This window comes from Amycolatopsis coloradensis, assembly GCF_037997115.1.
GTDB classification, from domain to species: Bacteria; Actinomycetota; Actinomycetes; order Mycobacteriales; family Pseudonocardiaceae; genus Amycolatopsis; species Amycolatopsis coloradensis_A.
This window is the reverse complement of record NZ_CP150484.1, coordinates 1,810,932-1,836,871: the sequence shown is the minus strand read 5'-3', so window position 1 is coordinate 1,836,871 and position 25,940 is coordinate 1,810,932. Positions and strand designations below refer to the sequence as shown.

Genomic DNA, 25,940 nt, shown 5'->3' with positions numbered 1-25,940 from the left:
GTCGTCTCCTAGCTCTCAGGCAAGGGAAGGGAGGGGGAACCTCACCATGGCCGGAGCCGGAAGAGGAGAACAATCCGTAACGGTACGGATCTAATGCGTATTTCTACCCGTAGTTCGCGAAACAGAGAGCTTCGATGTCTCCGCGCAAGGCGGCGAACGGCCGCCGCCGGACGCGCTGCTGGACGATCGCGCCGAGCAGATAGGACAGGAGGGCTCGCGCTCGCGCCCTGGGGTCTTCGACGTCGAGCGGGGTGAGCAGTTCCGCGAGCAGTTCGGTGATCGACGTCAGCATCACGTCGATGGCCTGAGGATGCTGCGCCCGGCCCGCGGCGATCCAGTATTCGAACCAGAGGAAGGCCGCGTTCGGACGGCCGGAGAACTCGGCGAGGAAGGCCTCCAGCGCGGCGAAGAGCCGCTCATCCGGGTGATCGTGTTGCGCCGAAATTTTGCGCAAATCGGCGATGAACGTTGTGATGTGCGCCGCCATCGCGCGGTCGATCAGGACGTCGATATCCGCGAAGTAGTAATGAATCGCACTCTTCGTGAGCGGCCCGGCGTCCGCGATCGCCCGCACGGTGCAGCCCGCGAGCCCGTCCCTGGCGAGCACGACACGCGCCGCTTCGACGATCTGTTCCTGTTTCTGCAGCTGATTGGGGGAGAGCCGCGCGCTGCGGCCGGGAACGGCGGTCACGAAGTTCCTTACACCAAGTAGTCAGGACACTAGCCCTGAAGCTTAGGGCAACCGTCCTGGCCGATCACAGCGGGTGAAAAATCTAGGTGGCTAGCCGTCGATCCGTAGCGGACAATGCGCGACATGGTGACCTCAGGGGACAACGGGTTCAGCCCGGCCGCGCGACGGCAGCTGGAGAAGGAACTCGCCGATCTGCGTGCGCAGCGCGACGCGATGGCGCCGCTCGTCGGCGAGCAGGAACGAACCGGCGACGCCGCCGATCAGGCGGAGGTGCTGGACCGCGCGGAGGCCGCCGCCTACCTCGACCGGCGCATCGCCGACGTCGCGGCGAAACTGGAGCACGGCGGCCGGAACAGCAAGGGTCTGCTGCCCGACGGCACCACCGTCACCCTCAGGTTCGCCGACGGCGACGAAGACGAGCTCCACATCGTCACGATCCCGGGCGAGGACGCCGACGCCTCCACGGTCACGTCGGACAGCCCGCTCGGCCTGGCGCTCGTCGGCGCCAAGGAGGGCGACGAGATCACGTACCGGACGCCGCGTGGCGAGACCAGTGCCACCGTCGTCACCCTGAAGCCGCCTGCCTGACCTCGTTCGCGCGTGAAGGCCCCCTTCCCTCGGCTGAGCCGAGGGAAGGGAGAGCCGGCAACCACCGCTTGCGGCCACAAGATCCGGGGTCAGGTGGCGCGTGAGCTCTTCCGCTTCATCGGCGAAGATCCCCGGGATCGGCATGCTGCGCGAGACCGGGAACCTGTTCGCTCTCGGCNGCGCTGGGGCCAGGAGTCGGGAGAGTTCCGCGAGTTCGACGTCCACGTGATGGCGACGACGATCCGGCGTTCGGTGGAGGGCCCGGTGTTCCTGCTCGCCGGAGCGCCGGAACCGGACCTCACCACCTACGCGGCCGAACTGGTGACCCTCTTCGATCTCGCGACCCGGAGGCAGTGATCCCGTGATCCGCCAGTGGGGTGTGGTGCTGCTCGAAGTCGTCGTGCCCGTCGCCGGGTACTACGTGCTTCGCGGCTTCGGCGTCGGCGCGCTGCTCGCGCTCGGCTGCCTGCGTCGTCTCCCGGCCGCGGATTTGCTGAAGGATCACCAGTCCTTCGCCAATCACCTGACCTCTCACACGCCGCTGCTGCCGTCCGATCCCGCGAAAGCCGTGCGACAAGGCGCTTTTCACCGTGTGCCGGTGCTCTCGGGCGGCACGCACGACGAGATGAGGTCGTTCATCGCGGGCGCCGCCCTGCACGAACCGATCACCGAGGAGCGCTATCAGGAGTTTCTGCGCAACGCTTTCGGCGAACACGCGGACGAGGTGCCGGCGAAGTATCCGTCGCGGGACTATCTTTCGCCCGCCATGGCGTGGGCGACGGTCACCACCGACCGTTCGTGGGCCTGCCCGACGGCCGAGGGGAACAGGCTGCTTTCACGGCGAACTCCGGTGCACGCCTACGAGTTCGACGACAAGAACGCCCCCAACGTGAACCGGATCGAGGCGCCCGGCCTCCCCCACGGCGCGGCGCACGCCCTCGATCTGGTCTATCTGTTCGAGCTCAGCGGGGTCGAAGACTCGCTCGATGAGGCGCAGAAACGTCTTTCGGAGCAGATGATCGCGTACTGGACCACGTTCATGCGCACGGGTGATCCGAACGGGCACGAGTCGCCACGGTGGAAATCCGATGTCGTGCTTTCGCTCGCGCCGGACGCGATCCGCCCTGTCTCTCACGACGTCGATCACCGGTGCGGCTTCTGGGCGGGCCTTCGCTCCTGACCGGCCCTGTCCCCGCGTGCAATGAAGGGGCCTTTCATAGCAAATTTTGCTATGAAAGGCCCCTTCATCGGACTCGAAGACGGCCTTTTGCACCACGCGTTCCTTTCCCTCGGCTGAGCCGAGGGAAAGGGGCCTTCACGCGCGTTCGGGCTAGAGGATCTCGGCCGCCGAGCCGACGTCCGGCAGCCCGCCGACGTCGGGGTTCAGCTCCCCGGCTCCGACGAGTTCCGCCTTGACCTCGTGCGGTTTGATCCGCCCGTCGCGGATGTCCTCCGCGTAGTGGCAGGCGACCCGGTGCCCGGCGCCGATCTCCCGCAACTGCGGGCGGTCGGTGTCGCACAGGCTCTGCTGCCTCCACGGGCACCGCGTGTGGAACCGGCAGCCGGACGGCGGCCGCGCCGGCGAGGGCAGGTCACCGGCGAGCAGGATCTGCTCGCGGCTGTCCTCCACCGTCGGGTCCGGCACGGGGATCGCCGAAAGCAGCGCCCGCGTGTACGGGTGCAGCGGGTTCTCGTACAGCGTGTCGGCGTCGGCCTCTTCGACCAGCGAGCCGAGGTACATCACGCCGATCCGGTCGGAGATATGCCGCACCACCGCGAGGTCGTGCGCGATCACCAGGTACGTGAGCCCGAGCTTCTCCTGCAGGTCCTCCAGGAGGTTGACCACCTGCGCCTGCACCGAGACGTCCAGCGCGGACACCGGCTCGTCGGCGACGATCAGGTCCGGCTCGACCGCGAGCGCCCGCGCGATCCCGATGCGCTGACGCTGGCCGCCCGAGAACTCGTGCGGGTACTTCCGCAGCGAGGACTCCGGAAGACCGACGGCGGCGAGGAGTTCGCGCAGCCGCTTGGCCGTCGCATCCTTGTCCTTGGCGAGGCCGTGCGCCTTCATTCCTTCGGTCAGAATGGATTCCACCGACTGCCGAGGGTCCAAAGAGGACATCGGGTCCTGGAAGACCATCTGCATCCGGCGGCGGGCCTTGCGCAGGTCCTCGCCATTGAGGCCCGCGACGTCGGTGCCGTCGAAGACGACGTTGCCGTTCGTCAGTTCGGTCAGCCGGAGGATCGCCCTGCCCAAAGTGGACTTTCCGCAGCCGGATTCCCCGACCAGACCGTAGGTCTCACCCCTGCGGATGGCCAGATCGACGCCGTCCACGGCGTACACGTACCCGACCGTCCGGTCGATCACGATGCCGCGTTTGATCGGGAAGTGCACCTTGAGGTCGTTGACCTCGAGCAGTACTTCCTGCTCCGGTACCGCGTGCGTCATCGGACCCCTCCTCGTGCGGCCACGGCCGGGATCACCGGGTTGTGGCAGCGCAGCAGTCCACCGCGATCGGGGGTCAGCTGCGGTGAAACCTCCCGGCACACGCCGAGAGCGTTCGGGCAGCGGGGCGCGAAGGCGCAGCCGCCGTCCCACGGGATGTTGTCGGCGACGGATCCCTTGATGGGGATCAGTTTCTCGCCGCGGCCCGCGTCGAGCCGCGGGATCGAGGCGAGCAGGCCGTGCGTGTACGGGTGCCGAGGCTCGGCGAACAGCGAGTGCCGCTCCGCCCGCTCGACGATCTTGCCGCCGTAGAGCACGTTGACCTCGTCGCAGAGACCGGCGACGACACCGAGGTCGTGCGTGATCATGATCAGCGCGGTCCCGGTGTCCTGCACCAGTTCCCGCAGCAGCGCGAGGATCTGCGCCTGGATCGTCACGTCGAGCGCGGTGGTCGGCTCGTCGGCGATGAGCAGCCGCGGACGGCACGCCAGCGCGATCGCGATCAGCGCACGCTGCCGCATCCCGCCGGACAGCTGGTGCGGGTACTCGGAAAGCCGCCGCGTCGGGTCGGGGATGCCGACCTTGTCCAGCAGCTCCGCCGCCTCCACCGACGCCGCCTTGCGCGCCATCCCGCGGTGCCGCTCCAGCACCTCGGTGATCTGCAGGCCGATCGGGATGACCGGGTTCAGCGAGGACAGCGGATCCTGGAACACCATGCCGAGGTCACGGCCGCGGCGGTCCCGCATTTCCTTGTCCGACAGGCGAAGCAGATCCGTGCCTTCGAACGACACCGAACCGCTGACCTGGTTGCCGCGTTTCGCGAGCAGCCGCATGATCGCCAGCGAGGTCACGGACTTGCCGCAACCGGACTCACCGACGAGACCGACCGTCTGGCCGGGTTCGACGTCGAAACTGACCTCGTCCACCGCGGTGAACGGCTTCTCGCCGCGTCGCTGGAAAACGACCTTGAGGTCGCGTACTTCGAGGAGTGCCATCAGAAATCACCGCCTGTTCTTCGGATCGAGGGCTTCCCGCAGGGACTCGCCGAGCAGCGTGAACCCGAGCGCGACGATGATGATCGCGATCGCCGGGTAGTACGCCAGCTCGGGGCGGATGTCGAGGAACTGCCGAGCGCTGCGGCTCAGCATGATGCCCCATTCCGCCCGGTTCGGGTCCGGATCGCCGAGACCGAGGAACGACAGCGCCGCCGCCTCGAGGATCGCGGTCGCCAGGGTCAGCGTGGCCTGCACGATGACCGGGCCGAGCGAGTTGGGCAGCATATGCCGCAACACGATCGCCCCGCGTTTGACGCCGAGCGACGTCGCCGCGNCGATCTCTTCCCTCGGCTGAGCCGAGGGAAGGGGGCCTTCACGCGAGATCACCAGCGGCGGTCGGTCACCGCGCCGGTGGTGCCGTTCCAGAACACATACCCGCCCTGGAAGTTGTTCTGCCGTCCACCGGAGACGGAGAACTCGTCCGTCGTCGGGTACCTCAGGTAGGACTTCTCCCACCCGAGGGCTTCCCAGCGCAACCGGATCGCGCCGTAGATCGCGTGCGAGTCGGTCTGCGCCGTCCAGTAGACCGAGGCGCCCTTGGTGAAGTGGTTGTAGCGGCCGACGCCGTCGGGGGTCGCGGTCTCGTCGGTCGACGGGTACCCGAGGGGTCCCTTCTCCCAGTCGAGTTCCTCCCACTTCACGCGGTTACGTCCCCAGATCGCCTTGGCGTCGGTCTGTGGCGTCCAATAGATCGACGCCTTCTTGCTGAAGTGGTTGTACCAGCCCGTGCCGTCCGGGGTCGCGGTCTCGTCGGTCGACGGGTACCCGAGGGGCCCCTTCTCCCAGTCGAGCGCGGCCCACTTCTGCCGGATCCTGCCGTAGATCGTGTGCGCCCCGGTTTCGCCGGTGTAGTAGATCGACGCCTGCAGGACGCCGGGCCACGGCGGGAAGTGGTTGTACCGGCCGACACCGTCCGGAGTGGACTGTTCGTCGGTCGCGGGCGGACCGAACTTCACGTGCCCGCCGGCGGCGAGGTACTTCTTGAGGATCTCGCCCTCGATCTGCTTCACGCCCGTGTCCTTCGACCAGTACAGCCGTCCGCGCTCGTAGGTGCGGAAGCGGACCGTGCCGTCGACGGCCTCGGGCGCGGTCGGCGCGCCGAGTCGTTGCGCCAGCGCGGGTTCGTCGCGGTAGCGCTTGTCGATCGGGGTGATGTAGTTCGCCGTGATCGTCTGGTCGGCGGCGCCCATGGTGATGCTGGTCAACCGCTCGGTGGCCCCGGTGGACCAGCCGGTGAAGGTCGACGCGCCGTCCGCGGCGATCTCGGCCGCCTGGATCTCCACGGTCGCGCCTTCGACCACCATCGCCGAAGCGGCCCCGCCTTCCGGCGTGATGCCGAGCGCCGCGGCGACGTTGCCGGTCAGGGTCAGGCGGTGTTCGCGAGGCTTCGCGACATAGGTCTTCGAGACCGTGACCCCGGCGCTGTCGGTCGCCGACGCGGTGAACTCCAGGTTGGAGTCCGTGTGGTCGGTGAACGGCATGGCGAACTCGGGGCCGGTGCCGCTTTCGGCCGGATGCGCGTGGCAGACCGCGTTCTCCGGGCAATGCCGGACCAGGGTGGTCCAGGTGACCGGGAGTGCGCCGTCCTCGGTGTCGGTCACGGTCGCACCGACCTTGACCTCCTCGCCGACCGCGAACAGGCTGCCGCCCGGGTCGGTCATGGTCAGCTTCGGCGAGTGGTTCCCGGGTGCCACGGCGATATCCGTGCTCCCGGACGCCTGCAGGCCGTCCCTCACCGTCAGTTTGGCGGTGAACTTCTCGGTCCCGGCCGCGTAGGTGTGGCTGACCTTCGCCCCGGTGCCGGTGGTGCCGTCGCCGAAGTCCCACGCGTAGGTCAGCTGGTCACCGTCGAAGTCGTACGAACCGCTGCCGTCGAAGGAGACCGTGCGGGTTTCGGGGTTCGTCTCGGAAGTGGCGACCGCGACCGGTGCCTTGTTCCCGGTGGTGTAGCTGAGCCGCCGCAACAGGCCGGTGTAGATGTCCGCGTAGACGATGTCGCCGTTGGCCGCGGCGGCGAATTTGACCGGACCGCCGATACCGGTGAACTTCGGCGGCGTCTCCTGCGGGCGGACGACCCGGCCCTGTGTGTCGTACTTGGCCGTCCACAGCTTCTGCGTGGCGTAGTCGCCGAAGAAGTACGCACCCCGGTATTCCTCCGGGTACGACTCTCCATTGTAGACAATGCCGCCGGTGACGCTGTTGCCGTTGTCGGGGCCCTGGCCGTGCAGTATCGCCAGCATCGGCGGGGTGTTCACGACCGAAGCGCACTGCGGCATCGCGGAGAAACCGTCGGACGGCCGGTTGGCCTCGAAGCACGGCCAACCGTGGTTCGCGCCCTTCTGGACGAAGTTGACCTCTTCCCAGGTGCCCCAGCCGACGTCGCCGACCACCGGCAGACCGGTGCTGGCGTCGATGCTGAACCGGAACGGGCTGCGGAAACCGCTGGCGAACACCTTGGAGCGCATCGAGGTCGGGCTTGCGGCGGTGTAGTACGGGTTGTCCGGCACACCGGCGCCGTCGGTGGTGATGTGGAAGATCTTGCCGAAGATCTTGTCGAGGTCGTACACGTTGAGCGCGAACGGGTCCGCCGCACCCTGGAAGCGGGCGCTGTCGCCGGTCGAGACCCACACCGTGCCGTCGGGGGCGGCCACGACACCGGTGATGCCGTGGACGTCGGTGTTGCCGGGGCTTTCGATGAGGATCTTCTCCCCGGTCAAACCGGTCGGCTCCGTGGTGCCGGACACCGTCCAGCTCGACGCCCTCAGCAGGAAGCCGCCACTGGCCTGGCTCACCGCGCGGGCGGTGTAGATCTTGCGCGAAGTCGCGAAGTCGGGCGCGATCGCGATACCGGTCAGGCCCAGGTCGCCGGAGGTCCGGACGTCGGTCAGGTTCGCGATCTCCCGGATCTGCCCGGTGGTGGAGATCCAGGCGATCTTGCCCGCCTTCCCCGTGGTCAGGATCGAGCCGTCGGGCAGGTAGGCGAAGTCGGTCAGGTCGTACGGAGCCTGCCCGCTCTGCTGGTCACGCAGGACGAAGCCGGGCGGCAACGTGGCCGCCGCGGACGCCGAAGTGGACGTCAACGGCACCAGCAAGGTCGCCAGTAGCACCGTCACGACGGCGTGACAGAGCGCACGGAATCTCGAAGGCATGCAAGGGCCCCTTTCCCCAGTCGAACGTCTCATCGACGGGGCTCACGCGGACATTTCACACTTTCGAGTGGCTTGACCGAACTGTGATCACCACCGTCGGTCGATCACCTGGCCCGTGGTCCGGTTCCAGGTGACGTAGCCGCCCTGGAAGCTGTTCTGCCGTCCGATGGGGATGCCGAACTCGTCCGTCGTCGGGTAACGCAGGTACGACCGCTCCCAGCCGAGCGCGGCCCAGCGCTGCCGGATCGCCCCGTAGACGGCGTGCGAGTCGGTGGCCATCGTCCAGTAGATCGAGCCGGCCTTCGTGAAGTGGTTGTACCGGCCGACGCCGTCGGGGGTGCTCGTCTCGTCGGTGGCCGGGTATCCCATCGGTCCGCGCTCCCAGTCCAGCGCCTCCCACCGGACGCGGATGCGGCCCCAGATCGCGCGCGCGTCCGTCTGCGGGGTGTAGTAGATCGACGCCTTCTTGCTGAAGTGGTTGTAGCGGCCGACGCCGTCCGGTGTGCCCGTCTCGTCGGTGGCCGGGTAACCCAGCGGCCCGCGCTCCCAGCCGAGCGCCGCCCACTTGACCCGGATCCGCCCGTACACCGCGTGCGCGCCGGTCGACGGGGTCCAGTAGATCGACGACTGCATCGGACCAGGCCGGTGCGGGAAGTGGTTGTACCGGCCGACGCCGTCCGGCGTGGCGGTCTCGTCGGTCGCGGGCGGCCCGAACATCCGGTGCCCGCCCAGCGCGAGGTACCTCGCCAGGATCTGGCCCTCCATCTGCTTCACACCGGTCTCGGCGCTCCAGTAGAGCCTGCCGTTCGTGTACGGCCGGTAGCGCACGGGCCCGTCGGTGACCTCCGGCCCGACGGGCACGCCGAGCCGTTGCCGCAGCGCGGGTTCCGCCTGGTAGCGCCGGTCGATCGGGGTGAGGTAGTTCGCGGTCAGGGTCAGGTCGCCCGCTGGGGCGGTGACGGTCACCGTGCGTGTGGTCCGCCCGTCGGACCAGTTCGCGAACGTCGAAACGCCGTCCGCGGCGACCTCCTCCGCCACGACCTCGAACGTCGCGCCCTCGGTCACCATCGCGGTGTTGACCCCGCCCTCCGCCGGGATGCTCAGCGCCGCGGGGACGGTGGAGGTCAGGGTCAACCGGTGCTCACGTGGCATCGCGACGTAGGTCCTGCTCGCCGTCACCCCGGCGCTGTCGGTCACCGTCGCGGTGATCTCGACGCGGGAGTCCTGGTGATCGGTGAAGGGCACGGTGAAAACCGGCCCGCCGCCCGGCGAACCGGGATGCGCGTGGCAGGTCGCCTCCTCCGGGCAATGGCGGATCAGCGTCGTCCACGCGACCGGCAGCGCACCGTCCTCGGCGTCGGTGGCCGTCACCTCGGCGCCGACCGGTTCCCCGACGGCGAACGTCCGCGAACCGGGATCCGTCATCGCGAGTTCCGGCGAATGGTTGCCCGGCACCACGACGACGTCGGCGCTCGCGGACGCGCCGAGCCGATCGGTGACGGTGAGGCGCGCTGTCGCCCGCTCGACCTCGGCGCCGTAGGAATGGGTCACGCGGACACCGGTCTGGCTCGTGCCGTCGCCGAAATCCCAGTGGTACGTCAGCGGATCGCCGTCGAAATCGTAGGAGCCGGCGCCGTCGAAGGTCACCGTCCTCGTCGACGGCTCGGTGTTCGACGCCGCCACCGCGACCGGCTCCGCGTTCGTCCCCGGATAGCTGAGCCGACGCAGGTTCCCGGTGTGGATGTCGGCGAAGACGATGTCGCCGTTGGCCGCGGCCGCGAACTTGACCGGCCCGCCGACGCCGGTGAACTTCGGCGGCCGCTCGGGCGCGCGGACGAGCCTGCCCTGGCTGTCGTACGTCATCGTCCAGATCTTCTGCGTGACGTAGTCCCCGAAGAAGAACGCGCCCCGGTATTCGTCCGGATAGGACGATCCACTGTAGACGATCCCCGCGGTGACGCTGTTCCCTTCGTCGGCACCGGAACCGTGGTGGTACGCGGTGACCGGCGGCGTGTTGACCACTCCCGCGCAACCCGCGAGGCCGGAATACCCCGGCGTGGGGGCGTTTCCTTCCCAGCAGGGCCAGGCGTGGTTCGCCCCCGGTCGCACGACGTCCACCTCTTCCCAGGTGTTCCAGCCGACGTCCCCGACGACAGGAAGGCCGAGCCGCGGGTCCAGGGAAAACCGGAACGGGCTGCGGTAACCGCTGGAGAAGACCTTGGACCGATTGGCGTTCGGCGCGGCGGCGGAGTAGTACGGATTGCCGGGGACGCCGGCGCCGTCCGGGGTGACGTGCAGGATCTTGCCGTAGAGCTGATCGAGGTCGAGCGAGCGCAGCGCGCCGGGGTCCATCCTGGTGAAGTCGGCGGCGTCGCCGATGGAGATCCACAAGGTCCCGTCGGGTGCCGCGACGAGCCCGCTGATGCCGTGGACGTCGTGGAACCCGGGAAGGTCGACGAGCACTCGTTCGTTCGCGAGACCCGTGGGGACGTCCGTGCCGGTCACCGTCCAGCGCGCCACCCGCATGGTGAACGCGCCGCCGCCCGTGTCGAACGACCACGTGAGGTAGATCTGGCGCGAGGTGGCGAAATCCGGCGCGACGGCCAGCCCGACGAGACCGAGGTCCCCGTCATCGTGGACGGGAAGGTTCGCGATCGTCCGCGCCGGACCGACGGCGGGCACCCAGGCGAGCTTGCCGCTCTTGCCGGTGCTGAGCACCGAACCGTCCGGCAGATAAGCGAAATCGGTCAGGTCGAACGCGGCTTGACCGCTCGGCTGGTCACGCAGGACGAAACCGGAGGGCAGGGTGGGCGCCGCGGTCGCTTCCGGTGCGCCCACCCAGCCCGGGAGAAGAAGGATTGAAACCGACAGTGCGACAAGTATGCGAGTGAGTGCCCTGCTCGGCTTCATCGGCGCTTCCCCATTTCCGGCGTGTCATGACACGTCGCCGGAGGCGGGGAAGTCATTGCCCTCAGGGGCTTTCGTTTATGTCAAAGCAATCGAACCGAAATGATCGTCACGCGGTGGAGCGGTCAGGCCACGACCTGTACGACGCCACCCTTCTGCAGCATCGTGAAGTACTTCTGCGAAGCCGCCGCCGACAGGTGGATGCAGCCGTGCGAGTACACCGAGAGGCTGCCCGTGTGGAAAGCGATACCCGGCAGGAAGAACACGGAGTTCGGCATCGGCGCGTCGAACTGCTTCGAGTGGTAGTTCTTGACCTTGGCCGAAACGTGGAAGACGCCCGTCGGCGTGGCGTACCCCTTCTTGCCGGGCAGCTGCTTGACGGGGCCGTAGACGACCTTGCCGTCCTGCAGCAGCCACGTCTTCAGCGCGGAAAGGTCCACGCAGGCGCTCACGCCCGGCGAGGCCAGCGCGGCCTTGCAGGGAACGTCGGCGGCGTTCGCGGCGGGCTTGGGCGCCGGCTTCGGCGTGGGTTTCGGCGTCGGCTTGGGCTTCGAAGTCGTCGGCTTCGGCGTGGAACTGGAGCTGCTCGGCGTCGGCGTCGGCGTCGGCGAAGACGTGGCAGGCGCGGACGTGGTCGTGGTCCCGCCCGCCGGGTCGCCCTGAGCGACGGCCCCGCCGCCGGGCGCGCCGCCGCCCGCGTCGCCGGAACACGCGGTCAACACCAGCGCGGTGGCCAGTGCGGTCACCCCAACCAGGAACTTCTTCACGACCCGTACCCCCGTTTGCCCGTAGTCCGTCCGACATGGGTAAAGACGGAGCTCACCCGTCCGGGGTTGTTGATCGGAAGGTCACGATCACGTCTCAGGGCACGCGGCCGACGACCCGCGCGTACATCCGGCCCGGATTGGCGCCTTCGTCCAGATATCCGGGCAGCGGCGGCAGCTCCCGCGCGAACCCGGCCAGCCTGCCGAACAGTTCGTTCGCGTCCACGGGACGCCGTTCCGGGTTCTTCTCCAGGAGGTCCGCGAGCAGGTCGTTCAGTCCACGCGGGGCACCGTCCACTTCGGCCGGGCTCTCCTTGACCTGTTTCTCGAACACCGCGTACGCCGTGGGCCCGGTGAACAGCTGCCTGCCGGTCAGCATTTCGTGCAGTACGCAGCCCAGCGCGTACAGGTCGCTGCGCGGTCCGGCGATTCCCCGCTGGATCTGCTCGGGCGCCATGTACGCGGGGGTGCCCAGGATCTGCCCGGCGCGGGTGAACTGGGCGACGTCGGTCTCGCGCAGCATCGCGAGGCCGAAGTCGAGCACCTTCACGCTGCCGTCGGGGCACAGCATCAGGTTGGTGGGTTTGAGATCGCGGTGGCAGATGGACAACGCGTGCGCGGCGGACAGCACGGCGCAGGCCTGCGCGGCGATCGCGGCCGCCCACGGCACCGGCAGCGGGCCGTGTTCGGCGGCGAGATCGGCGACGGTCACGCCTTCGATGAACTGCATGACCTGGTACAACCGCTCGTCGTAGGTGCCGAAGTCGTACAGCGTCGGCGCGCCCGCGTGTTCCAGGGTCGCGAGGATCCGCGCCTCGCGGATGAACCGCTGTTCGAGTTCGGCGTCGGGACCGCCGGGAAGCCCGAGGAACTTCACCGCCACGCGGCGGCCGAGATGCCGGTCGTGGCCGGCGTAGACCGCGCCCATCCCACCCCTGCCGAGCGGCAGCTCGTCGAGTTCGTAACGGTCCGCGATCAGCACCTAGTTCTCCGGCTTGAGCTGGCCCTCAGTCAGTCCCGTCAAGCCTAGCCTCACCAGTTCCAGGCCCGATTCCGCCGCCTCGCGCAAGGCGGCCTCGAAGGCGGCGAGCCGGGTGAACGCCTCCCCGTGGGCGCGCTGCGCTTCGATCGGCAGGCGCGGGATCCGGGTGCGCTTGAGGTCGATCCTGGTCGAGGAGGTCGGGGCGATCTGCCCCGCCGCGCGCAGGCATCCGGCGAGGAACGCGGCGTCCAGCCGTTCGGGATCGGTGCGGTACCTCGACATCGTCGGCTCGGCCGCGACCGTCTCTCCACTGTGGACATGAGCGGGCACGGAGGGCGACGCGACGACGTCGCCTTCTTCCACCGATTCCGGCACGGTGAGCACGCCGGACTTCAGCAGCTCGCCGATCGTGACGAACGAGGGCTTCTCGTCGGAGACCGCCAGCGACGGCAGTTCCGGCCGGATCGCCTCGAAACACCTTCGGACTTCGAGGAAGGCCTCGCCCGCGTGTTCGTCCCGATCCTGGTACCGCGCGGGGGAAAGGTCGATCTCCTCGTCGAGCAGATCGATGATCCGCACCGCGCCCGGCACCTCGGCGCCGCGCAGGTGCTCCCGCCACTGTTCCTCCACAGTGGACGGATCGGCCAGCAGGAGCACCCTGGACGGCGGCCGCTCCCCGGGCTCCGGCCGCCGCAGCAGCCAGAGATCCGCCCCGCCGACCGTGACCACGGCACGCAAAGCCCCGGCCCGCAGCAAATTCCCGCGGATCCGCCGTCCGGTGCGGCGTCCGGCGGCGGCGGGCGGCATGCGGATCGCGACCAGCCCGCCGGGTTTCACATGCGCGAGACAGTGCTGCACCCAGGCCAGTTCCGGCTCGCCGCGCGGCGGCTGGCCGTACACCCAGCGTGGGTCGCCGACGAGTTCGTCGTAGCCCCATTCCCGTTCGTTGAACGGCGGATCGCAGACGACGGTGTCCGCGAGAACCCCCTCGTAGGAGTCCATCGACAGGGCGTCCGCCCCGTACATCTCCATGTCCGCGCCCGCGAGCAGCAGCCGGTGCGCCGCGATGCACGAGGTCGCCGGATCGTCGACCTGGCCGAGCAGCCGGGTCCCGCCGGAGGCGAGCAGCAGCGTCCCGAGTCCGCACGCGGGGTCGAGCACCACGCCGGGTGCGGGACCGATGAGCCGGGACATCAACGCGGCCACCGGTCCCGCGGTGACGGACAGCTGCCGGGAGTGCGCCTCGACGTAGCGTTCGCACAGGAACTCGTAGGCCTCGCGCGCGCCTCGCTCGGCGGCGAACCGGTCCAGCAGTTCGAGCAGCTCGGCGTCGTCGTAACGCGGCGAAAAGGTCCACGCATGCCGCCGCGAAAGGTACGACCCCACCCTGCCGACCCGGTCGCCGAGCGCCAGGTCGTCGCCGAGGTTCCGTAGCCGCTGCCAGATCCGGTCCCCGAGCGAGATCTCGACCGGCTTCCCCCGCTCACGCAGCCACTTTTCGACGGCGACCAGGGAAAAGAAGGGGCTCGACGCCGTCCCGCCGACAGGCGGCGGAAAATCGCCGTAACGTCGGCGCCAGTTGCTGACGGCGGCGCGGCCGACGCCGGCGATCCGCGCGATGTCCGCCGCGGTGACGGTGGCTTGCTCCTCCATCGCCGCATCGTAACCGACAGCCGACTATTCCAACCCTTTGTTTGTGAACTCAGTACACAGCTGCTTTACTGGGATCCATGAGGTACACCCTTCGGTACGCCGCCGGCTCGGACGTCGGACGGCGGCGCCAGGTCAACCAGGACTCGGTCTACGCCAGCACCAGGATGCTGGCCGTCGCCGACGGCATCGGCGGCCAGCCGCACGGCGAGGTGGCCAGCGCCGAGGCGGTGGGTGTCCTGTCCCGGCTCGACAAGGACCTCCGCGGCTTCGACCTCGCGGACGTCGACCTGGTCGAGGTACTCTCCGGCGGCCTTCGAGCCATCGACGACCGGCTCGCCGCGACGGCAGAGCAGGAGCCCGAGACGCGGGGCATGGGCACCACCCTGACGACAGTGCTGTTCGACGGCTCTCACTTCACCGCCGCCCACATCGGCGACTCGAAGGGCTACCTCCTCCGCGGCGGCACGCTTCAGCGCTTCACCCGCGATCACACGCTCGCGCAGGCCCTCGCGGACGACGGGCGCATCGACCCGTCGGAGGTCGAGGGACACCCTCGCGGCTCGCTGTTGATGAAGGCGCTCTTGAGCACCGGCAGCGGCGAAGCGGACATCTGGACCTTCGACGCCGCGCCCGGAGACCGTCTCCTGCTGTGCTCGGACGGGTTAACGGCAACGGTTGTCGAAACCGTTATCAAGGACGTCCTGGGGGCCTTCCAAGATCCCGCCGAGACCGTCCCGAGGCTGATCGACCTGGCCAACGAAGGCGGCGGACCGGACAACATCACCTGCGTCGTGGCCGACGTTGTCGACACCACCGTCCCCGCGCCCACTTGAGCCGCAAACGCAGGTCAGACCCGCCTTCGCGGGGGCGAAAGGGCATCCGGTAAAGTTCTCCACGGAGGATTGGCCGAGCGGCCTAAGGCGCACGCTTGGAAAGCGTGTTGGGTTCACGCCCTCGCAGGTTCGAATCCTGTATCCTCCGCCGTCAGCAAGGCCCCGGACGTTCCGACGTCCGGGGCCTTGTTGATTACTTAGCAGGACCTTCACTTAACAGAGTCAGTTGATCACGCTAAGTTTAATAGTGGTCGTTCCAGCCCCCCGACGTTCCAAGGGAGTCCGCCAAAATGGCCGGAGTCGAAGAGATCCGCGCTGGTATCGCGCTCGCGAACGAGAAGGCATCCGCGAGCATCGCCGCACTTCAGCAGGCAGCGCAGTCTCTCGAAGAAGCCCAGCTTTCGCTTTCCCAGGCCACCCAGGGCAGCACCCAGCACGAGGTGAGCCAGGCACACGGGCTCCTCGCCGAGGCCCTGCAGGGCATCACCGGCATGCAGAGCACCATCCAGGCGGGCATCTCGTCGGCCGAGTCGTACTCGACCCGTCTCTGACATGTACCTCGAGGAGCTGCACCAGCTGCTGACGGCGGTCCAAACCGGCCTCGCCGACGGACGCGCCCACGCCGAGCGGGCCAGAAGCCTGCTCGAAGAGTCCCGGCGCGCCATAGTGGAACCCCAGGCCCAAGCCGTGCCCTGGGTGCCGCCGCAGCTGGCGCAGGCCGACGAGGGAATGGAAAACCTCCTGACGCGCCTTTCCGCCGCTGACGACCTGGTCAGCGGTTACCAATCCCGCCTCTGAGATCGGCGAGCCGGTATGGGCAGCAAAGCGAGTGAACAGCGCAACCGCGTCGTTACGGCGCTGGAGCGGGTCCGGCACCAGATCGGCCTCGTCCTCGGCGCCGCCGCCGGTGCCCGCCAGGCCGCCGAGGCGGAGCTGGCCAAACTGGAACTGGAACAGCACATAGTCCGGGTGGGGATGAACAACTCCACCTCGGAGCAGCACGCCGAATGGTCCCGGCATCCCGCCGCGAACGAGGTGTTCGGCCTGCTCGGCAGCGTGCGCGGCCAGTTCTACGCGGACTGGGAAGCGGGCCCGAACGCCCTGCGCGAACTCGTCGCGCACAACGCGCCGGGGCCCGCGAGCCAGCCGCCGGGCAACTGGCTCGGCCGCGTCGGCGGGAACCCCGGCATCACCGCGCCGGGACTGTGGCGCGTCGGCTCGGCGACCGTTTCGGGCAAGGACGTCCCGCGCACGTTCGACGTCGCGGTTCCCCTGCTCGACGAGTCGCACCTGTCCATCACGTCGGCGCCCAAGACCAGGGCCGCGGTGGACGGCATCGTGCAGAACCTGCTGATGCGGATCCTGAGCACGTTCGAACCCGGCGCGGTGCGCGTCCACCTGTGGGATGTCGGGCAGCTGACCGCGATCCTTCCCGACCTGTACCCGCTGAGCCGCACGAGCGCGCTCACGCTGTACGACCCGGGACGGCTCGAAGACCTCCTCGACGAGCTGGCGGGCCACATCCGCCGCATCCACGCGACCGGGATGCAGGCGGGGCACACGTCGCTGAGGGAGATCCGGCGGGCGAGCGGCCAGCGCGTCGAACCGTTCCGCGTCGCGGTGCTGTACGGCAACGGCGAGACCCTCGAACCGGAGCGCGCCCGCGAACTGAAACGAGTCGCCACCGGGGCGCTCGCGGCCGGGATCTGCCTGATCCTGATCGACGTGCCGACCATGCTGTCGACGTCGGTCGAATCGCTGAGCCTGCACGACGAGCGGCGCGCGAAGAGCAGCATGACCGGCCCCGACCTGGTCGTCGACCTCGACCCGCCGATGCCGTCCGGGCAGGTCATCCGCGCCGCCGGGCGGATCGCCGAGGCGCTGATCGCCAAACAGGGCGGGCCCCGCGCGTTCACCGACCTCCTGCCGACCGAGCTGGGCAAGGAGAGCTCGGCGCGCGAGCTGCGGGCACCGGTCGGGTTCTTCGAGGGCGAGCCGGTGGAGGTCGTCATCGGTGACGCCAGCCCGCACGTGCTCATCGGCGGTCCGAGCGGTTCGGGTAAGACGAACTTCCTGTACTCGCTGCTCGGCAGCCTCGCGGCCAGGTACTCGCCGGACGAGCTCGCGCTGTACCTGCTGGACTTCAAGGAGGGCGTGTCGTTCGCCGGACTCGCGCCGGGGCGGCGGGACGCCAGCTGGCTGCCGCACGCCAAGCTCATCGGGGTCAACGTCAACACCGACCGCGAGTTCGGCCTGGCGCTGCTGCGGTTCCTCGCCGACGAGCTGCGCCGCCGGTCCGCCGCGGCGAAACTGCACGAGGTCACCAACCTCGCGGACCTGCGCGAACAGGACCCCGGCGGGCACTGGCCGCGGATCGTCGCGGTGATCGACGAATTCCAGTACCTGTTCGCCGGCCGCGACGGCGTGACGGCGACCGCGACCCAGCTGCTGGAGGACATCGCGCGGCGAGGCCGGTCTCAGGGCATCCACCTGGTGCTGGCGAGCCAGGACGTCGCCGGGATCGAGGCCTTCTGGGGCAAACCGGCGGTGTTCGAGCAGTGCACGCTGCGGATCGCGATGCCGAAGGCGCGGCGCGTGCTGGCCGAGACCAACAACGCGGCCGTCTCCGCGCCGAAGTGGCACGCGGTGATCAACCACGATTCCGGGGTGGCGCACGGGAACCAGCTCGCCCACGTACCGGACGCGAGCACCAAGGACGTCTTCAACAAACTGCAGCACCGGCTCTGGGAGCAGTACGCGGAGTCGTTCAAGCGGCCCCGGCTGTTCGACGGGGCGCATTCCCCTGTGCTGGAACAGTTCCCGGCGTTCGCCGACCTGAAGCCGACGGATCGGCCGCGGGCGCTGCTCGGCCAGTCCATCGACGTCGACGAGGCCGCCTGCGGGGTCGAGCTGCCGAAGGCACCGGGACGCAACGTCGCCGTCCTCGGCGCGGCCACCGCGGAAGCACTGTCCATCATGGACTCCGCCGCTCGATCGCTGGCTCGCCAGTATCACTGCGGGTCGGTGGAGTTCGTGCTCTCGTGCCCCATCGAAGCGTCCGTCCCCGCGGTGGCCGAACTCGCCGAGCGGCTGCGCGCGGAGGGACACCAGGCCACCCTTGTCGACGATTTACCCGCCCGGGTAATCGATATCGCGGAAAATCTGTCCTCTTTGGACAAAGCTCAGGTTCTGCTGCTGTACGGCGTCGACGCGTCGATCCCCGCGCTGGAGGCGAAGGCACCCGGACAGCTCAAGAGCGGTCTGGATCAGCTGCGGGTGCTGCTGAAGCAGGGCCCGACACACGGCGTTCACACCATCGGCTGGTGGCGCAGCATCGCCCGGCTGAAGGACACTCTCGGTTTCGCGGGCACGGACGACATCGGGACCTGGGCGGCGTTGGACGTCCAGGGCAACGAACTGTCGCCGTTCGCCGCCGGCCAGGTCGTGCACTGGTCACCGCGACCGGGCCGGGCGCTGTTCTTCGACCGCACCACCCACGGCGCCCCCGAGGTGATCATCCCGTTCCAGCGTCCGGAAGGGCTTCTCGATGGATGACGGCATCACCGCGGCCATGCGGTACAAGGAGATCGTCGGCCTGGCGCGCGCTTCGGCGGAGAACCTCCGCAACTGGGAGATCGGCCGCGCGGACGAACTGGAGGCCCGGCTCGCCGAGGCGCACCAGGCCGTCGCGGACGCCGCCGAACGCGAGCAACGCGCCGTCGACCGGTGCACGCGCTGGTGGAAAATGGCGCAGCACAACGTCGAAGGGCTCTCGTGGCTGCCCGAAGACGAGGACCCGAAACCGGTGCCGACCGCGCGGCCCGGGTACCTGGAGAAGTACCTGGAAGAGGTCAAGCCGAGCTACCAGGAACTCGTGCAGGCGGTACTTTCCCTGGGCTGGCGCGCGAAGCGCTCCTGATCACGCGAGTAACGCCCGAGCACGGCGGCGGTGTCGCCACACACGACCACCAGGCGGGCACGAGCCACCGCCGCGTAGTGAAGGCCTCCTTCACTACCGTCAGGGTAGGCAAGGAGGCCTTCACGGACTCCTGACACCGCGACCGTCCCCTGCCCGCGACGGTCGCGGTCCTAGGTACATGAAGGCCCCTTCCTGTACTTAGGCGCAAGGAAGGGGCCTTCAGGTACTTTCGCGGGCTACGCGCCCCGGCACGTATGCTCACCGCCGGATCACTACAGCTTGCCGAGCACCTTCTCCAGGTAGTCCGCCAAGTCGTAAAACGCGTCCTGGACCGGGTTGCCGGCACTCGGCCGGAACCGCAGCACCTGCGGGTCGTGGTCGCTAGCCTGCTTCGCGAACTCCGCGTTCAGGTGGACGACGTCGTAGTCGAGCCCGCGCGGCGCCTTCGACGCCAGGATGTGGTCCAGCACCTGCGACTGCCCCTCGAAAACGTAGCTGTACCGCTCGTTCTCGGGCAGCGACGCGATGAGGTCCTTCAGCGCGCCACCGGCGGTCAGCGTCTGCACGGCGGGCGAGAACGGGTAGTCGTTGATGTCACCGGCGACCACGATGTTCGCGTTCTTGTCCGACGTGAGCAGCTTGTCGACGAAGCCGCGGAGCACGGTCGCCTGCTTGGCCCGCTGCACCTCGGAACTCCGGACCGGCGGCTGGTTGCGGCCGTGGGCCGGCTGGTCGCCACCCTTGGAGTTGAAGTGGTTCGCGATGACGAACACGGTGCGGCCCTTGAAGACGAACTCGCCGACCAGCGGCTTGCGGCTGGATTCCCACGCCTCGTTCCCGGGCTCGACGCGGCCGGGCGAGACGGTGAGGTGGGTCTTGCCGCGCTCCTTGACCACGCCGACCGGAGTGGTCGCGTCGCCGCCCTTGCGGTCCACAAAGGACACCCGCGCCGGGTTGAACAGGAAGCCGACGCGGATGTTGCCGCCCGGCTGGCCGCCGTCCTTGCCGTTCTCCGGGTCGATCTGACGCCACTCGTAACGCGGGCCGCCGGCGGCGACGATCACGTCGACGAACTTCTGCAACGTCCGGTCCGCGGCGACGGTGCCGTCGTTCGCCGGCCCGTTGTTGTCCTGGATCTCCTCCAGGTTCAGGATGTCCGGCTTCGCCAGGTTGCCGGCGATGGCCTTGGCCAGCTCGCCGAACTTCTCCGCACTGTCCATAGCGGACAGATTCTCGACGTTGTAGGTCGCCACGGAAAGCTCACCACTGCGCTGCGCACGGGTGCTCTCGCGCTGCAACCCGTTGTCCTTGGCGGCGCCCAGCTTCGTCGCGAACAGCGTGTAGCCGCCGAAGTTGCTGTACTCGACCGGGCCGGAGGTCTCGCCGGTGAGCACGTCGCCGGTGTTGACCTTCGGGAACGGCTGCTGGGCGAACGGGATCAGCGACGCGACCTTGAGCACGCCGGTGTTGAGCCGGTCGTAGTCCAGGTACACCGCGCCGCCGCGGACGCTGGGGTTCTGCTTCGGCTTGGTGGTCACGTAAAGCTCGTTGTACGACGACGTCGGGCCGACGACGCGCGCGTCGGAGACGCTGACGATCTCGCTCTCGTGCGTCTCCCAGAAGTCCAGCGAGTACTTCGCGGGCTCCAGCGGCAACGGCTCGATGCTGCCGCCTGGAGCGGGGGCGACGGTGTCCGGGACCGTGTCGGGCGAGACGACGGTCGGGGCGGGCAGGGCGTTCCCGCTCGACTGGACCGTCCATTGTGCACTGGTCAGCTCGGTGAGCGACTGGTACGGCGAGGTCGCGGGAGCGTCCGGGTAGAACTCGCGGACGGTGCCCGCGGCGGTCACCGCGTCGCCGACGGCCACGGCGGGCGTGGTCGAGCCGGTGAAGACGAACAGGCCCTCGCTGGTGCGCGGGTCGGCGTCGGGCGCGGTGTCGGTGATCCAGAACCCGCGCGCCGAACCAAAACTCCGGATCGCGGTGACGACGCCGGTGACCCCGGCGACCTTCCGGTCCTTGAACGGCGAGATCCGGGTGATGCCCTGGATGTCGTGGATCTTGGCGTCGACCGGCGGCGGACCGGTCTCGCCCGGCGTCTCACCCTTGCCGTTGGTCGGGGTGGGCGCGCCTGAGGTGAAGTCCGCGGCGTTGTCGTCGGTGTCCGCGAGCGTCGTGCCCCTGGCGACGGAGGCGGTGTTGGACGGCGCCGGCGCCGCGGAACCCTCGCGGATGACGGCGGCGGCGCCGAAGCCGACCAGATCCTTGATCCGGGTGTCGGCCGCGCAGTCGGCGGCCGTCTTGCAGGTCAGCGCCGTGGTGCCCTGGACGAGCGCGATGGTGCCCGCGGTCGCGGACAGGGCGAGCGAACCGGTGGCGTCCGGTGACGGCAACGCGACCGTGCCGCCCGAGCCCTTCGCCTGCGCGATGAGGTACCGCGCACCCGGCGCGACACTGCCGGCCAGCGGCGTTACCTGCCAGCTGTTCCCCGACGCGGGCGCGTACTGGACGCTGAAGCCGTCGAGGCTCACGGCGGCCGTGCCGCGGTTGGCGAGTTCGACGAAATCGTTGGTCAGCGTGGCGCCCGAATTGCCGCCACCGCCGTAGACCTCGGCGATCACGGCGTCGGCGCTGGGCGCGGCGAGCGCGGCCGGAGCGGAGACGCCGCTCACGACCAGGCCGGAGGCGACGGCCGCGGTCAGGGCCCGTCTCCGGGCGGCACGTCGGGATGTGGTCACGCTGAGTCCCCTTTTCACAAGATCGGTCGAGGCATACTCCCCCGAACAAGTGAAATGAGGAAGACGACAAGACAACGATTCGTCACCGCTAGCCCGTTCGGCCCCTGGTCGCGCCGAGTCCCCGCGTGCGAAGATCAAGCTCCGCCGCCTGTTGCACACCAGGAGGCGTCTTCATGCGCAGACTGCTTTGCGCGCTCATCGCGGCCGGTCTCGTGATCCCGGTTCCCCTGGCGGCCGCCGAACCACCGGAGAAGGCCGCGTTCGAGGTGATGACCCCGGCGAGCACGGTCGCGTCGCGCACCGACCGGCGGCCGAACGCGGGCGGGATCTTCGACCCGGTCGCGCGCAAGACCTTCATCTCGTGGTCCGGCAAGGCCGCGGACACCTACGTCCAGGCCTACGACCACCGGACCGGCGTCTGGACGGCGCCGAAGAAGATCGCCGACGGCGAGTCCGATCCGCACAACTACCCCACGATGCTGCTGGCCGGCGACGGGCATCTGCTGATCTTCCGCGGCATGCACAACACGCGGACCGTGATCAGCCGCGCACCGCTCGCCCATTCTCTCGACGGCACCTGGACCGACGTCGAGGTCCCGGAGGGGGACGCGGCGAGCTATCCGATGCCGGTGAAGACCGTCGACGGCACGCTGTTCCTGTTCTACCGCGAGACCACGAAGGAACTGGATCCGACGGCGGACTCCGACTTCCGCCCGATGAAGTACCTCGTTTCCCGCGACCACGGGAAGACGTGGAAGAACTCCGTGCGGTTGACCGGGAAGCGGTGGGCGTTCGGCTCGCGGGGCCGGGCCGACCACATGGACGAGATCTATGTCGGGCAGCTGCGGTACCTGCCGTCGAGCGGGCGGATCCAGTTCGTCTACACGCTCGCGGGCGGCGGGCCGTCGCAGCACAAGCACGACGCCTACCACCGGAACGTCTACCACCTGTCGTTCGACGTCCGCACCCTGCGCTTCTTCTCCGCCGCGGGCCACGACCTCGGCACGCAGGTCGACGACGCCGAACAGGAGCGGTATCTCAAGGTCGCCGAAACGCCACTCGAACTCCCCGGCGGGCTCAAGTCGCCGGACTACATCCTGCAGGTCGGCACCCAGCGCGACGGCAAACCGTTCGTCACGTGGTTCCAGTTCGACGCCGCGGGCTCGCCGCGCGATTTCGCGGCCGCGTGGAACGGCCGGAACTGGGAGGTGCGAGAGGTCGCGAACGGGCTCCGATTGCGGGAGATCGAACAGCTCAATGGCGGCACTTGGCGCGTTTACGGAACCCGCGACGGAAAACCGGGCATTGAAACGTTCCTGCTCGAGAACGGACGCGTCTGGCGACCGGAAACGGTGATCACCACACCGAAACCGGTCCAGCGCGTCGAAGTGATCACCGGTTTCCGGGACCCGGCCCGCATTCTGGCGACCGGCGCGTCCAGTGCCCGTGACGTCTCCGTGGCCGACGGTGACATTTATGTCGCGGGAGTCCCGCGCAAATAGCCCATTGGTGTTCCGCTGCCTTAAATGAACCTCAAGTCCGGGTACGCCCCGGCATTCCCGGAGCTACCTTTGGCGACGTGAGCGAGGACACAAATCCTCGGCTCGCGTCGCCGGAGGAGGTGTCCGATGAACTGGCTCATCGTCGGTACGGCACTGGTTCTGCTGCTGACCATCGCACTCGCCGTCGATCTGCGCGACCGGAAACGCGGCGGGCGGCAGGTGGCCCATTTCGGCGGAGCGCGGCTCGACGCCATACTGCGCGAAGCCGACATGGCCGATCGGCACACGACCTTCTGACGCTCGCCGGGGAGGGCGAGCAGGGGGAACTGGGGGGCGCACCGCCGGTGCACGGGACCCGTCGGGGGAGGACGGAGCCCGTACACCGGCGGTGTGTCGTTTTCGCCTCGCCCCTCACGAACACCCGGAGCGCCGAAATGAGCCCTCTCGACGGTGTAGGTGACATAGCCGTAGCGTTGATTTAATGGGTGCCATGAGCGATGACACCCTGGCCGTCCTGACCGCGCAGGAGGAGCGCCTGGTCTTCCGCCGGTTCGACAACGAGACCGCGCTGGAGCTGGGCGCTCACCTGCTCGCGGCGGCACGGGACCGCGCACTCCCGGTGACGGTCTCCGTGCGCCGCGGCGGGCAGCGGCTGTTCCACGCGGCGTTGCCGGGCACCTCGGCCGACAACGACGCGTGGATCGACCGCAAGAGCCGCGTCGTCGACCGTTACGGGCACAGTTCGTTCCTCGTCGGTGAGCAGTTCCGCGCGAAGGACACGACGTTCGAAGCCGATTCCCGGCTCGACCCGGATCTCTACGCCGCGCACGGCGGCGTGTTCCCGGTGATCGTCGAGGGCGTGGGCCCGGTCGGCACCGTCGGCGTCTCGGGATTGCCGCAGGCCGAAGATCACGCGTTCGTCGTCGAGCAGCTGGAACTCTTCCTCGCCACGCGGTCCTGAGCGCACCCTCCGACCACTCGTCCCAAGCTTCAGGACACCTGGCCCGTCGACTTCGTCGTGCTACCGTGAGGCGTCACATCATATATCAGATAGGGCATGCCAGTGACCTCCTCTACTCGCTTCGACGAGCGAAAACGGCGGCTGTCCGGGGTCGTGGCCATCCCGGTGACCCCGTTCGACGCCGACGGCGCCGTGGATCCGGACGCCTACGCGAAACTGGTGGACCGGGTGATCGACGGCGGGGTCGGCGTCGTGACACCGAACGGGAACACCGGCGAGTTCTACGCGCTGGACGAGGCCGAGACCCGGCACTGTCTCGAACTGACGGTCAAGGCCGCGGCGGGCCGGGCGAGCGTGGTCGCCGGGGTCGGGCACGACGTCCGGACGGCGATCGGCGCGGCGCGGCACGCCGGGGAAGCGGGCGCGGATCTGATCATGATCCATCAGCCGGTGCATCCGTACGTCTCCGCGGAGGGCTGGGTCGAGTACCACCGCGCCATCGCGGCGGCGGTTCCGGAGCTGGGTGTCGTGCCGTACGTGCGTGACCCGCGGATCGAAGGCGAGCGGCTGGCCAAGCTCGCCGACGCCGCGGAAAACGTCATCGGGGTGAAGTACGCGGTGCCGGATCCGGCGCGGTTCGCCGCGGTGGCACGGGACGCGGGAATCGATCGCTTCACGTGGATCGCCGGGCTGGCGGAGCTGTCGGCGCCGGGCTACTTCGCCGTCGGCGCGACCGGGTTCACGTCGGGCTTGGTGAACGTCGCGCCGTCGCTCTCGCTGGAGATGTTCCGCGCGCTGCGCGACGGGGACTTCCGCGGCGCGATGGTTCGCTGGGAACGCGTCCGTCCGTTCGAGGAGTCACGGGCCGCGGACGGTAACGCCAACAACGTGAGCGTGGTGAAGGAAGCTTTGGCACAGCTGGGTTTGTGCCGCCCCGACGTCCGCCCGCCGAGCCGAGCGCTGACCGGCGCGGAACGGGAGCTGGTCTCCGCGACGCTGGCGGGCTGGGGCCTTTTCTGACCGTGTCCGCGCCCGCTGGGGCGAGATCGGANAACGATCCGGCGGTCACGGTGCACGGTTTCCCGTTCCTGACCCAGGCCCTTTCCGGTGACTACAGTCACATCACGATCAACGCCCAGGGCGTCGCCGTTCCGCCGAGGCTGCGGGACGTGGACTTCAACGCCGACATGAGCGACGTCACGGCCCCGCTGTCGGATCTGACGTCCGGCAACACGAAGTCGATCGTCATCGGCACGCTCAAGGGCGAGGTGACGATCAAGGCCGCGGACATCGCGCGGCAGGCACCGCTGGACAAGATCGAGAACCTGAAGATCGAGCCCGTCACCGAGGACTATGTCCGCAACGGCGACAGCGGGCAGGGCGAGACGAAGCCGACCGCGACGAACGAGAACGGCGAGCCGGTCGACACCGCCAGCACCGGGATCCGGGTTTCGGGCAACGTCCAGATCGCCGGGCAGAAGGTGGAGATCTTCTGCTTCGCGATGATCGAACTGGACGGGCAGAAGATCCGTCTCGAACCGAAGCGGCTCCAGTTCGGGAATGACAAGGAGACCACCGTCGTTCCCCAGGCAGTACAGGACGCGCTGCTGCCGAACTTCAACGCAACCATCGACACCGGCGCGATGCCGTTCTCGGTGACCCCGACGTCGGTGCGCGTGAACAGCGGCTCGGTGACCATCAAGGGTGAAGGCAAGAACGTCGCCTTCAGCGGAGCGAAGCCCCAGGGGTGAT

22 protein-coding genes, 1 tRNA gene and 1 pseudogene are annotated in these 25,940 nt (G+C 68.8%); 14 read left to right on the top strand and 10 right to left on the bottom strand.

Going from position 1 to position 25,940, the window contains the following annotated elements:
- Positions 1–103: 103 nt before the first annotated feature.
- Positions 104–691 carry a TetR/AcrR family transcriptional regulator gene (locus tag LCL61_RS08505; RefSeq protein ID WP_340686325.1) on the bottom strand — a complete coding sequence of 196 codons (588 nt, stop codon included), beginning with the start codon at positions 689–691 and terminating at the stop codon, positions 104–106.
- Between the two features lie 123 nt (positions 692–814).
- On the opposite strand from LCL61_RS08505, the gene LCL61_RS08500 reads away from it, so the two are divergent.
- From LCL61_RS08500 to LCL61_RS08490, 3 genes are all read left to right on the top strand, one after another.
- Positions 815–1,279 (top strand): GreA/GreB family elongation factor, encoded by a 465-nt coding sequence (locus LCL61_RS08500; protein WP_034310019.1) that lies wholly within the window; start codon positions 815–817, stop codon positions 1,277–1,279.
- A gap of 228 nt (positions 1,280–1,507) precedes the next feature.
- Positions 1,508–1,636, top strand: coding sequence for a hypothetical protein (locus LCL61_RS08495; RefSeq protein WP_340686324.1), 129 nt, complete (start codon positions 1,508–1,510; stop codon positions 1,634–1,636).
- Between the two features lie 4 nt (positions 1,637–1,640).
- Positions 1,641–2,459 (top strand): carboxylesterase family protein, encoded by an 819-nt coding sequence (locus LCL61_RS08490; protein WP_340686323.1) that lies wholly within the window; start codon positions 1,641–1,643, stop codon positions 2,457–2,459.
- A 150-nt stretch (positions 2,460–2,609) separates the two neighbouring features.
- Here LCL61_RS08490 and LCL61_RS08485 read toward each other — a convergent pair whose 3' ends face one another.
- The 8 genes and pseudogenes from LCL61_RS08485 to LCL61_RS08450 all read right to left on the bottom strand — a co-directional run bounded on the left by LCL61_RS08485 (position 2,610) and on the right by LCL61_RS08450 (position 14,235).
- Positions 2,610–3,728 carry an oligopeptide/dipeptide ABC transporter ATP-binding protein gene (locus LCL61_RS08485; RefSeq protein WP_340686322.1) on the bottom strand — a complete coding sequence of 373 codons (1,119 nt, stop codon included), beginning with the start codon at positions 3,726–3,728 and terminating at the stop codon, positions 2,610–2,612.
- Positions 3,725–4,720 (bottom strand): ABC transporter ATP-binding protein, encoded by a 996-nt coding sequence (locus LCL61_RS08480; protein ID WP_340686321.1) that lies wholly within the window; start codon positions 4,718–4,720, stop codon positions 3,725–3,727. The genes LCL61_RS08485 and LCL61_RS08480 overlap by 4 nt, the downstream gene beginning before the upstream one ends.
- Positions 4,721–4,726: 6 nt before the next feature.
- Positions 4,727–5,056: pseudogene (locus LCL61_RS08475) on the bottom strand (ABC transporter permease); the annotation flags it as partial.
- Between the two features lie 47 nt (positions 5,057–5,103).
- Positions 5,104–7,929 (bottom strand): PQQ-dependent sugar dehydrogenase, encoded by a 2,826-nt coding sequence (locus LCL61_RS08470; protein ID WP_340686320.1) that lies wholly within the window; start codon positions 7,927–7,929, stop codon positions 5,104–5,106.
- A gap of 87 nt (positions 7,930–8,016) precedes the next feature.
- The gene (locus LCL61_RS08465) at positions 8,017–10,839 is read right to left on the bottom strand and encodes a PQQ-dependent sugar dehydrogenase (protein WP_340686319.1); all 2,823 of its coding nucleotides are present in this window, start codon (positions 10,837–10,839) and stop codon (positions 8,017–8,019) included.
- Between the two features lie 122 nt (positions 10,840–10,961).
- Positions 10,962–11,603, bottom strand: a complete 642-nt coding sequence (locus tag LCL61_RS08460; protein ID WP_340686318.1) for a L,D-transpeptidase — start codon at positions 11,601–11,603, stop codon at positions 10,962–10,964.
- A gap of 94 nt (positions 11,604–11,697) precedes the next feature.
- Positions 11,698–12,582: a serine/threonine-protein kinase gene (locus tag LCL61_RS08455; protein ID WP_340686317.1), complete on the bottom strand. Its 885-nt coding sequence runs from the start codon at positions 12,580–12,582 to the stop codon at positions 11,698–11,700.
- The gene (locus LCL61_RS08450; RefSeq protein WP_340686316.1) at positions 12,583–14,235 is read right to left on the bottom strand and encodes an N-6 DNA methylase; all 1,653 of its coding nucleotides are present in this window, start codon (positions 14,233–14,235) and stop codon (positions 12,583–12,585) included.
- Between the two features lie 77 nt (positions 14,236–14,312).
- On the opposite strand from LCL61_RS08450, the gene LCL61_RS08445 reads away from it, so the two are divergent.
- The 6 genes from LCL61_RS08445 (at position 14,313) to LCL61_RS08420 (ending at position 18,987) form a co-directional block, all read left to right on the top strand.
- Positions 14,313–15,068 (top strand): PP2C family protein-serine/threonine phosphatase, encoded by a 756-nt coding sequence (locus tag LCL61_RS08445; protein WP_340686315.1) that lies wholly within the window; start codon positions 14,313–14,315, stop codon positions 15,066–15,068.
- 63 nt (positions 15,069–15,131) lie between these two features.
- Positions 15,132–15,216 (top strand) — tRNA-Ser (locus LCL61_RS08440).
- 142 nt (positions 15,217–15,358) lie between these two features.
- A complete protein-coding gene (locus LCL61_RS08435) occupies positions 15,359–15,619 on the top strand; it encodes a hypothetical protein (RefSeq protein ID WP_005167132.1) in 261 nt (86 codons plus the stop codon).
- Position 15,620: 1 nt separating this feature from the next.
- The gene (locus LCL61_RS08430; protein ID WP_016337967.1) at positions 15,621–15,866 is read left to right on the top strand and encodes a hypothetical protein; all 246 of its coding nucleotides are present in this window, start codon (positions 15,621–15,623) and stop codon (positions 15,864–15,866) included.
- A gap of 15 nt (positions 15,867–15,881) precedes the next feature.
- A complete protein-coding gene (locus tag LCL61_RS08425; protein ID WP_340686314.1) occupies positions 15,882–18,623 on the top strand; it encodes an FtsK/SpoIIIE domain-containing protein in 2,742 nt (913 codons plus the stop codon).
- Positions 18,616–18,987, top strand: a complete 372-nt coding sequence (locus LCL61_RS08420) for a hypothetical protein (RefSeq protein WP_340686313.1) — start codon at positions 18,616–18,618, stop codon at positions 18,985–18,987. Before LCL61_RS08425 ends, LCL61_RS08420 begins: the two co-directional genes overlap by 8 nt.
- A gap of 272 nt (positions 18,988–19,259) precedes the next feature.
- Here LCL61_RS08420 and LCL61_RS08415 read toward each other — a convergent pair whose 3' ends face one another.
- A complete protein-coding gene (locus LCL61_RS08415) occupies positions 19,260–21,725 on the bottom strand; it encodes an endonuclease/exonuclease/phosphatase family protein (RefSeq protein WP_340686312.1) in 2,466 nt (821 codons plus the stop codon).
- A gap of 173 nt (positions 21,726–21,898) precedes the next feature.
- Here LCL61_RS08415 and LCL61_RS08410 point away from each other — a divergent pair, with 173 nt between their 5' ends.
- The 5 genes from LCL61_RS08410 (at position 21,899) to LCL61_RS08390 (ending at position 25,939) form a co-directional block, all read left to right on the top strand.
- Complete coding sequence (locus tag LCL61_RS08410) at positions 21,899–23,227, top strand: BNR-4 repeat-containing protein (protein ID WP_340686311.1); 1,329 nt, start codon at positions 21,899–21,901, stop codon at positions 23,225–23,227.
- Positions 23,228–23,353: 126 nt separating this feature from the next.
- A complete protein-coding gene (locus LCL61_RS08405; RefSeq protein WP_340686310.1) occupies positions 23,354–23,524 on the top strand; it encodes a hypothetical protein in 171 nt (56 codons plus the stop codon).
- Between the two features lie 193 nt (positions 23,525–23,717).
- Positions 23,718–24,188: a heme-degrading domain-containing protein gene (locus LCL61_RS08400; RefSeq protein ID WP_340686309.1), complete on the top strand. Its 471-nt coding sequence runs from the start codon at positions 23,718–23,720 to the stop codon at positions 24,186–24,188.
- A 96-nt stretch (positions 24,189–24,284) separates the two neighbouring features.
- On the top strand, positions 24,285–25,208 hold the full coding sequence (locus tag LCL61_RS08395; protein WP_340686308.1) for a dihydrodipicolinate synthase family protein: 924 nt from the start codon (positions 24,285–24,287) through the stop codon (positions 25,206–25,208).
- On the top strand, positions 25,115–25,939 hold the full coding sequence (locus tag LCL61_RS08390) for a DUF2993 domain-containing protein (RefSeq protein ID WP_425341990.1): 825 nt from the start codon (positions 25,115–25,117) through the stop codon (positions 25,937–25,939). Before LCL61_RS08395 ends, LCL61_RS08390 begins: the two co-directional genes overlap by 94 nt.
- The last annotated feature ends 1 nt before the right edge of the window (position 25,940 follow it).

What these genes read in the sequence shown, in the direction of transcription:
- LCL61_RS08500 (WP_034310019.1), top strand. Translation starts at nt 815, where the DNA reads ATGGTGACCTCAGGGGACAACGGGTTCAGCCCGGCCGCGCGACGGCAG.
- LCL61_RS08495 (WP_340686324.1), top strand. Translation starts at nt 1,508, where the DNA reads ATGGCGACGACGATCCGGCGTTCGGTGGAGGGCCCGGTGTTCCTGCTC.
- LCL61_RS08485 (WP_340686322.1), bottom strand. Translation starts at nt 3,728, where the DNA reads ATGACGCACGCGGTACCGGAGCAGGAAGTACTGCTCGAGGTCAACGAC.
- LCL61_RS08480 (WP_340686321.1), bottom strand. Translation starts at nt 4,720, where the DNA reads ATGGCACTCCTCGAAGTACGCGACCTCAAGGTCGTTTTCCAGCGACGC.
- LCL61_RS08470 (WP_340686320.1), bottom strand. Translation starts at nt 7,929, where the DNA reads ATGCCTTCGAGATTCCGTGCGCTCTGTCACGCCGTCGTGACGGTGCTA.
- LCL61_RS08465 (WP_340686319.1), bottom strand. Translation starts at nt 10,839, where the DNA reads ATGAAGCCGAGCAGGGCACTCACTCGCATACTTGTCGCACTGTCGGTT.
- LCL61_RS08450 (WP_340686316.1), bottom strand. Translation starts at nt 14,235, where the DNA reads ATGGAGGAGCAAGCCACCGTCACCGCGGCGGACATCGCGCGGATCGCC.
- LCL61_RS08445 (WP_340686315.1), top strand. Translation starts at nt 14,313, where the DNA reads ATGAGGTACACCCTTCGGTACGCCGCCGGCTCGGACGTCGGACGGCGG.
- LCL61_RS08435 (WP_005167132.1), top strand. Translation starts at nt 15,359, where the DNA reads ATGGCCGGAGTCGAAGAGATCCGCGCTGGTATCGCGCTCGCGAACGAG.
- LCL61_RS08430 (WP_016337967.1), top strand. Translation starts at nt 15,621, where the DNA reads ATGTACCTCGAGGAGCTGCACCAGCTGCTGACGGCGGTCCAAACCGGC.
- LCL61_RS08425 (WP_340686314.1), top strand. Translation starts at nt 15,882, where the DNA reads ATGGGCAGCAAAGCGAGTGAACAGCGCAACCGCGTCGTTACGGCGCTG.
- LCL61_RS08420 (WP_340686313.1), top strand. Translation starts at nt 18,616, where the DNA reads ATGGATGACGGCATCACCGCGGCCATGCGGTACAAGGAGATCGTCGGC.
- LCL61_RS08410 (WP_340686311.1), top strand. Translation starts at nt 21,899, where the DNA reads ATGCGCAGACTGCTTTGCGCGCTCATCGCGGCCGGTCTCGTGATCCCG.
- LCL61_RS08405 (WP_340686310.1), top strand. Translation starts at nt 23,354, where the DNA reads ATGAACTGGCTCATCGTCGGTACGGCACTGGTTCTGCTGCTGACCATC.
- LCL61_RS08400 (WP_340686309.1), top strand. Translation starts at nt 23,718, where the DNA reads ATGAGCGATGACACCCTGGCCGTCCTGACCGCGCAGGAGGAGCGCCTG.
- LCL61_RS08395 (WP_340686308.1), top strand. Translation starts at nt 24,285, where the DNA reads ATGCCAGTGACCTCCTCTACTCGCTTCGACGAGCGAAAACGGCGGCTG.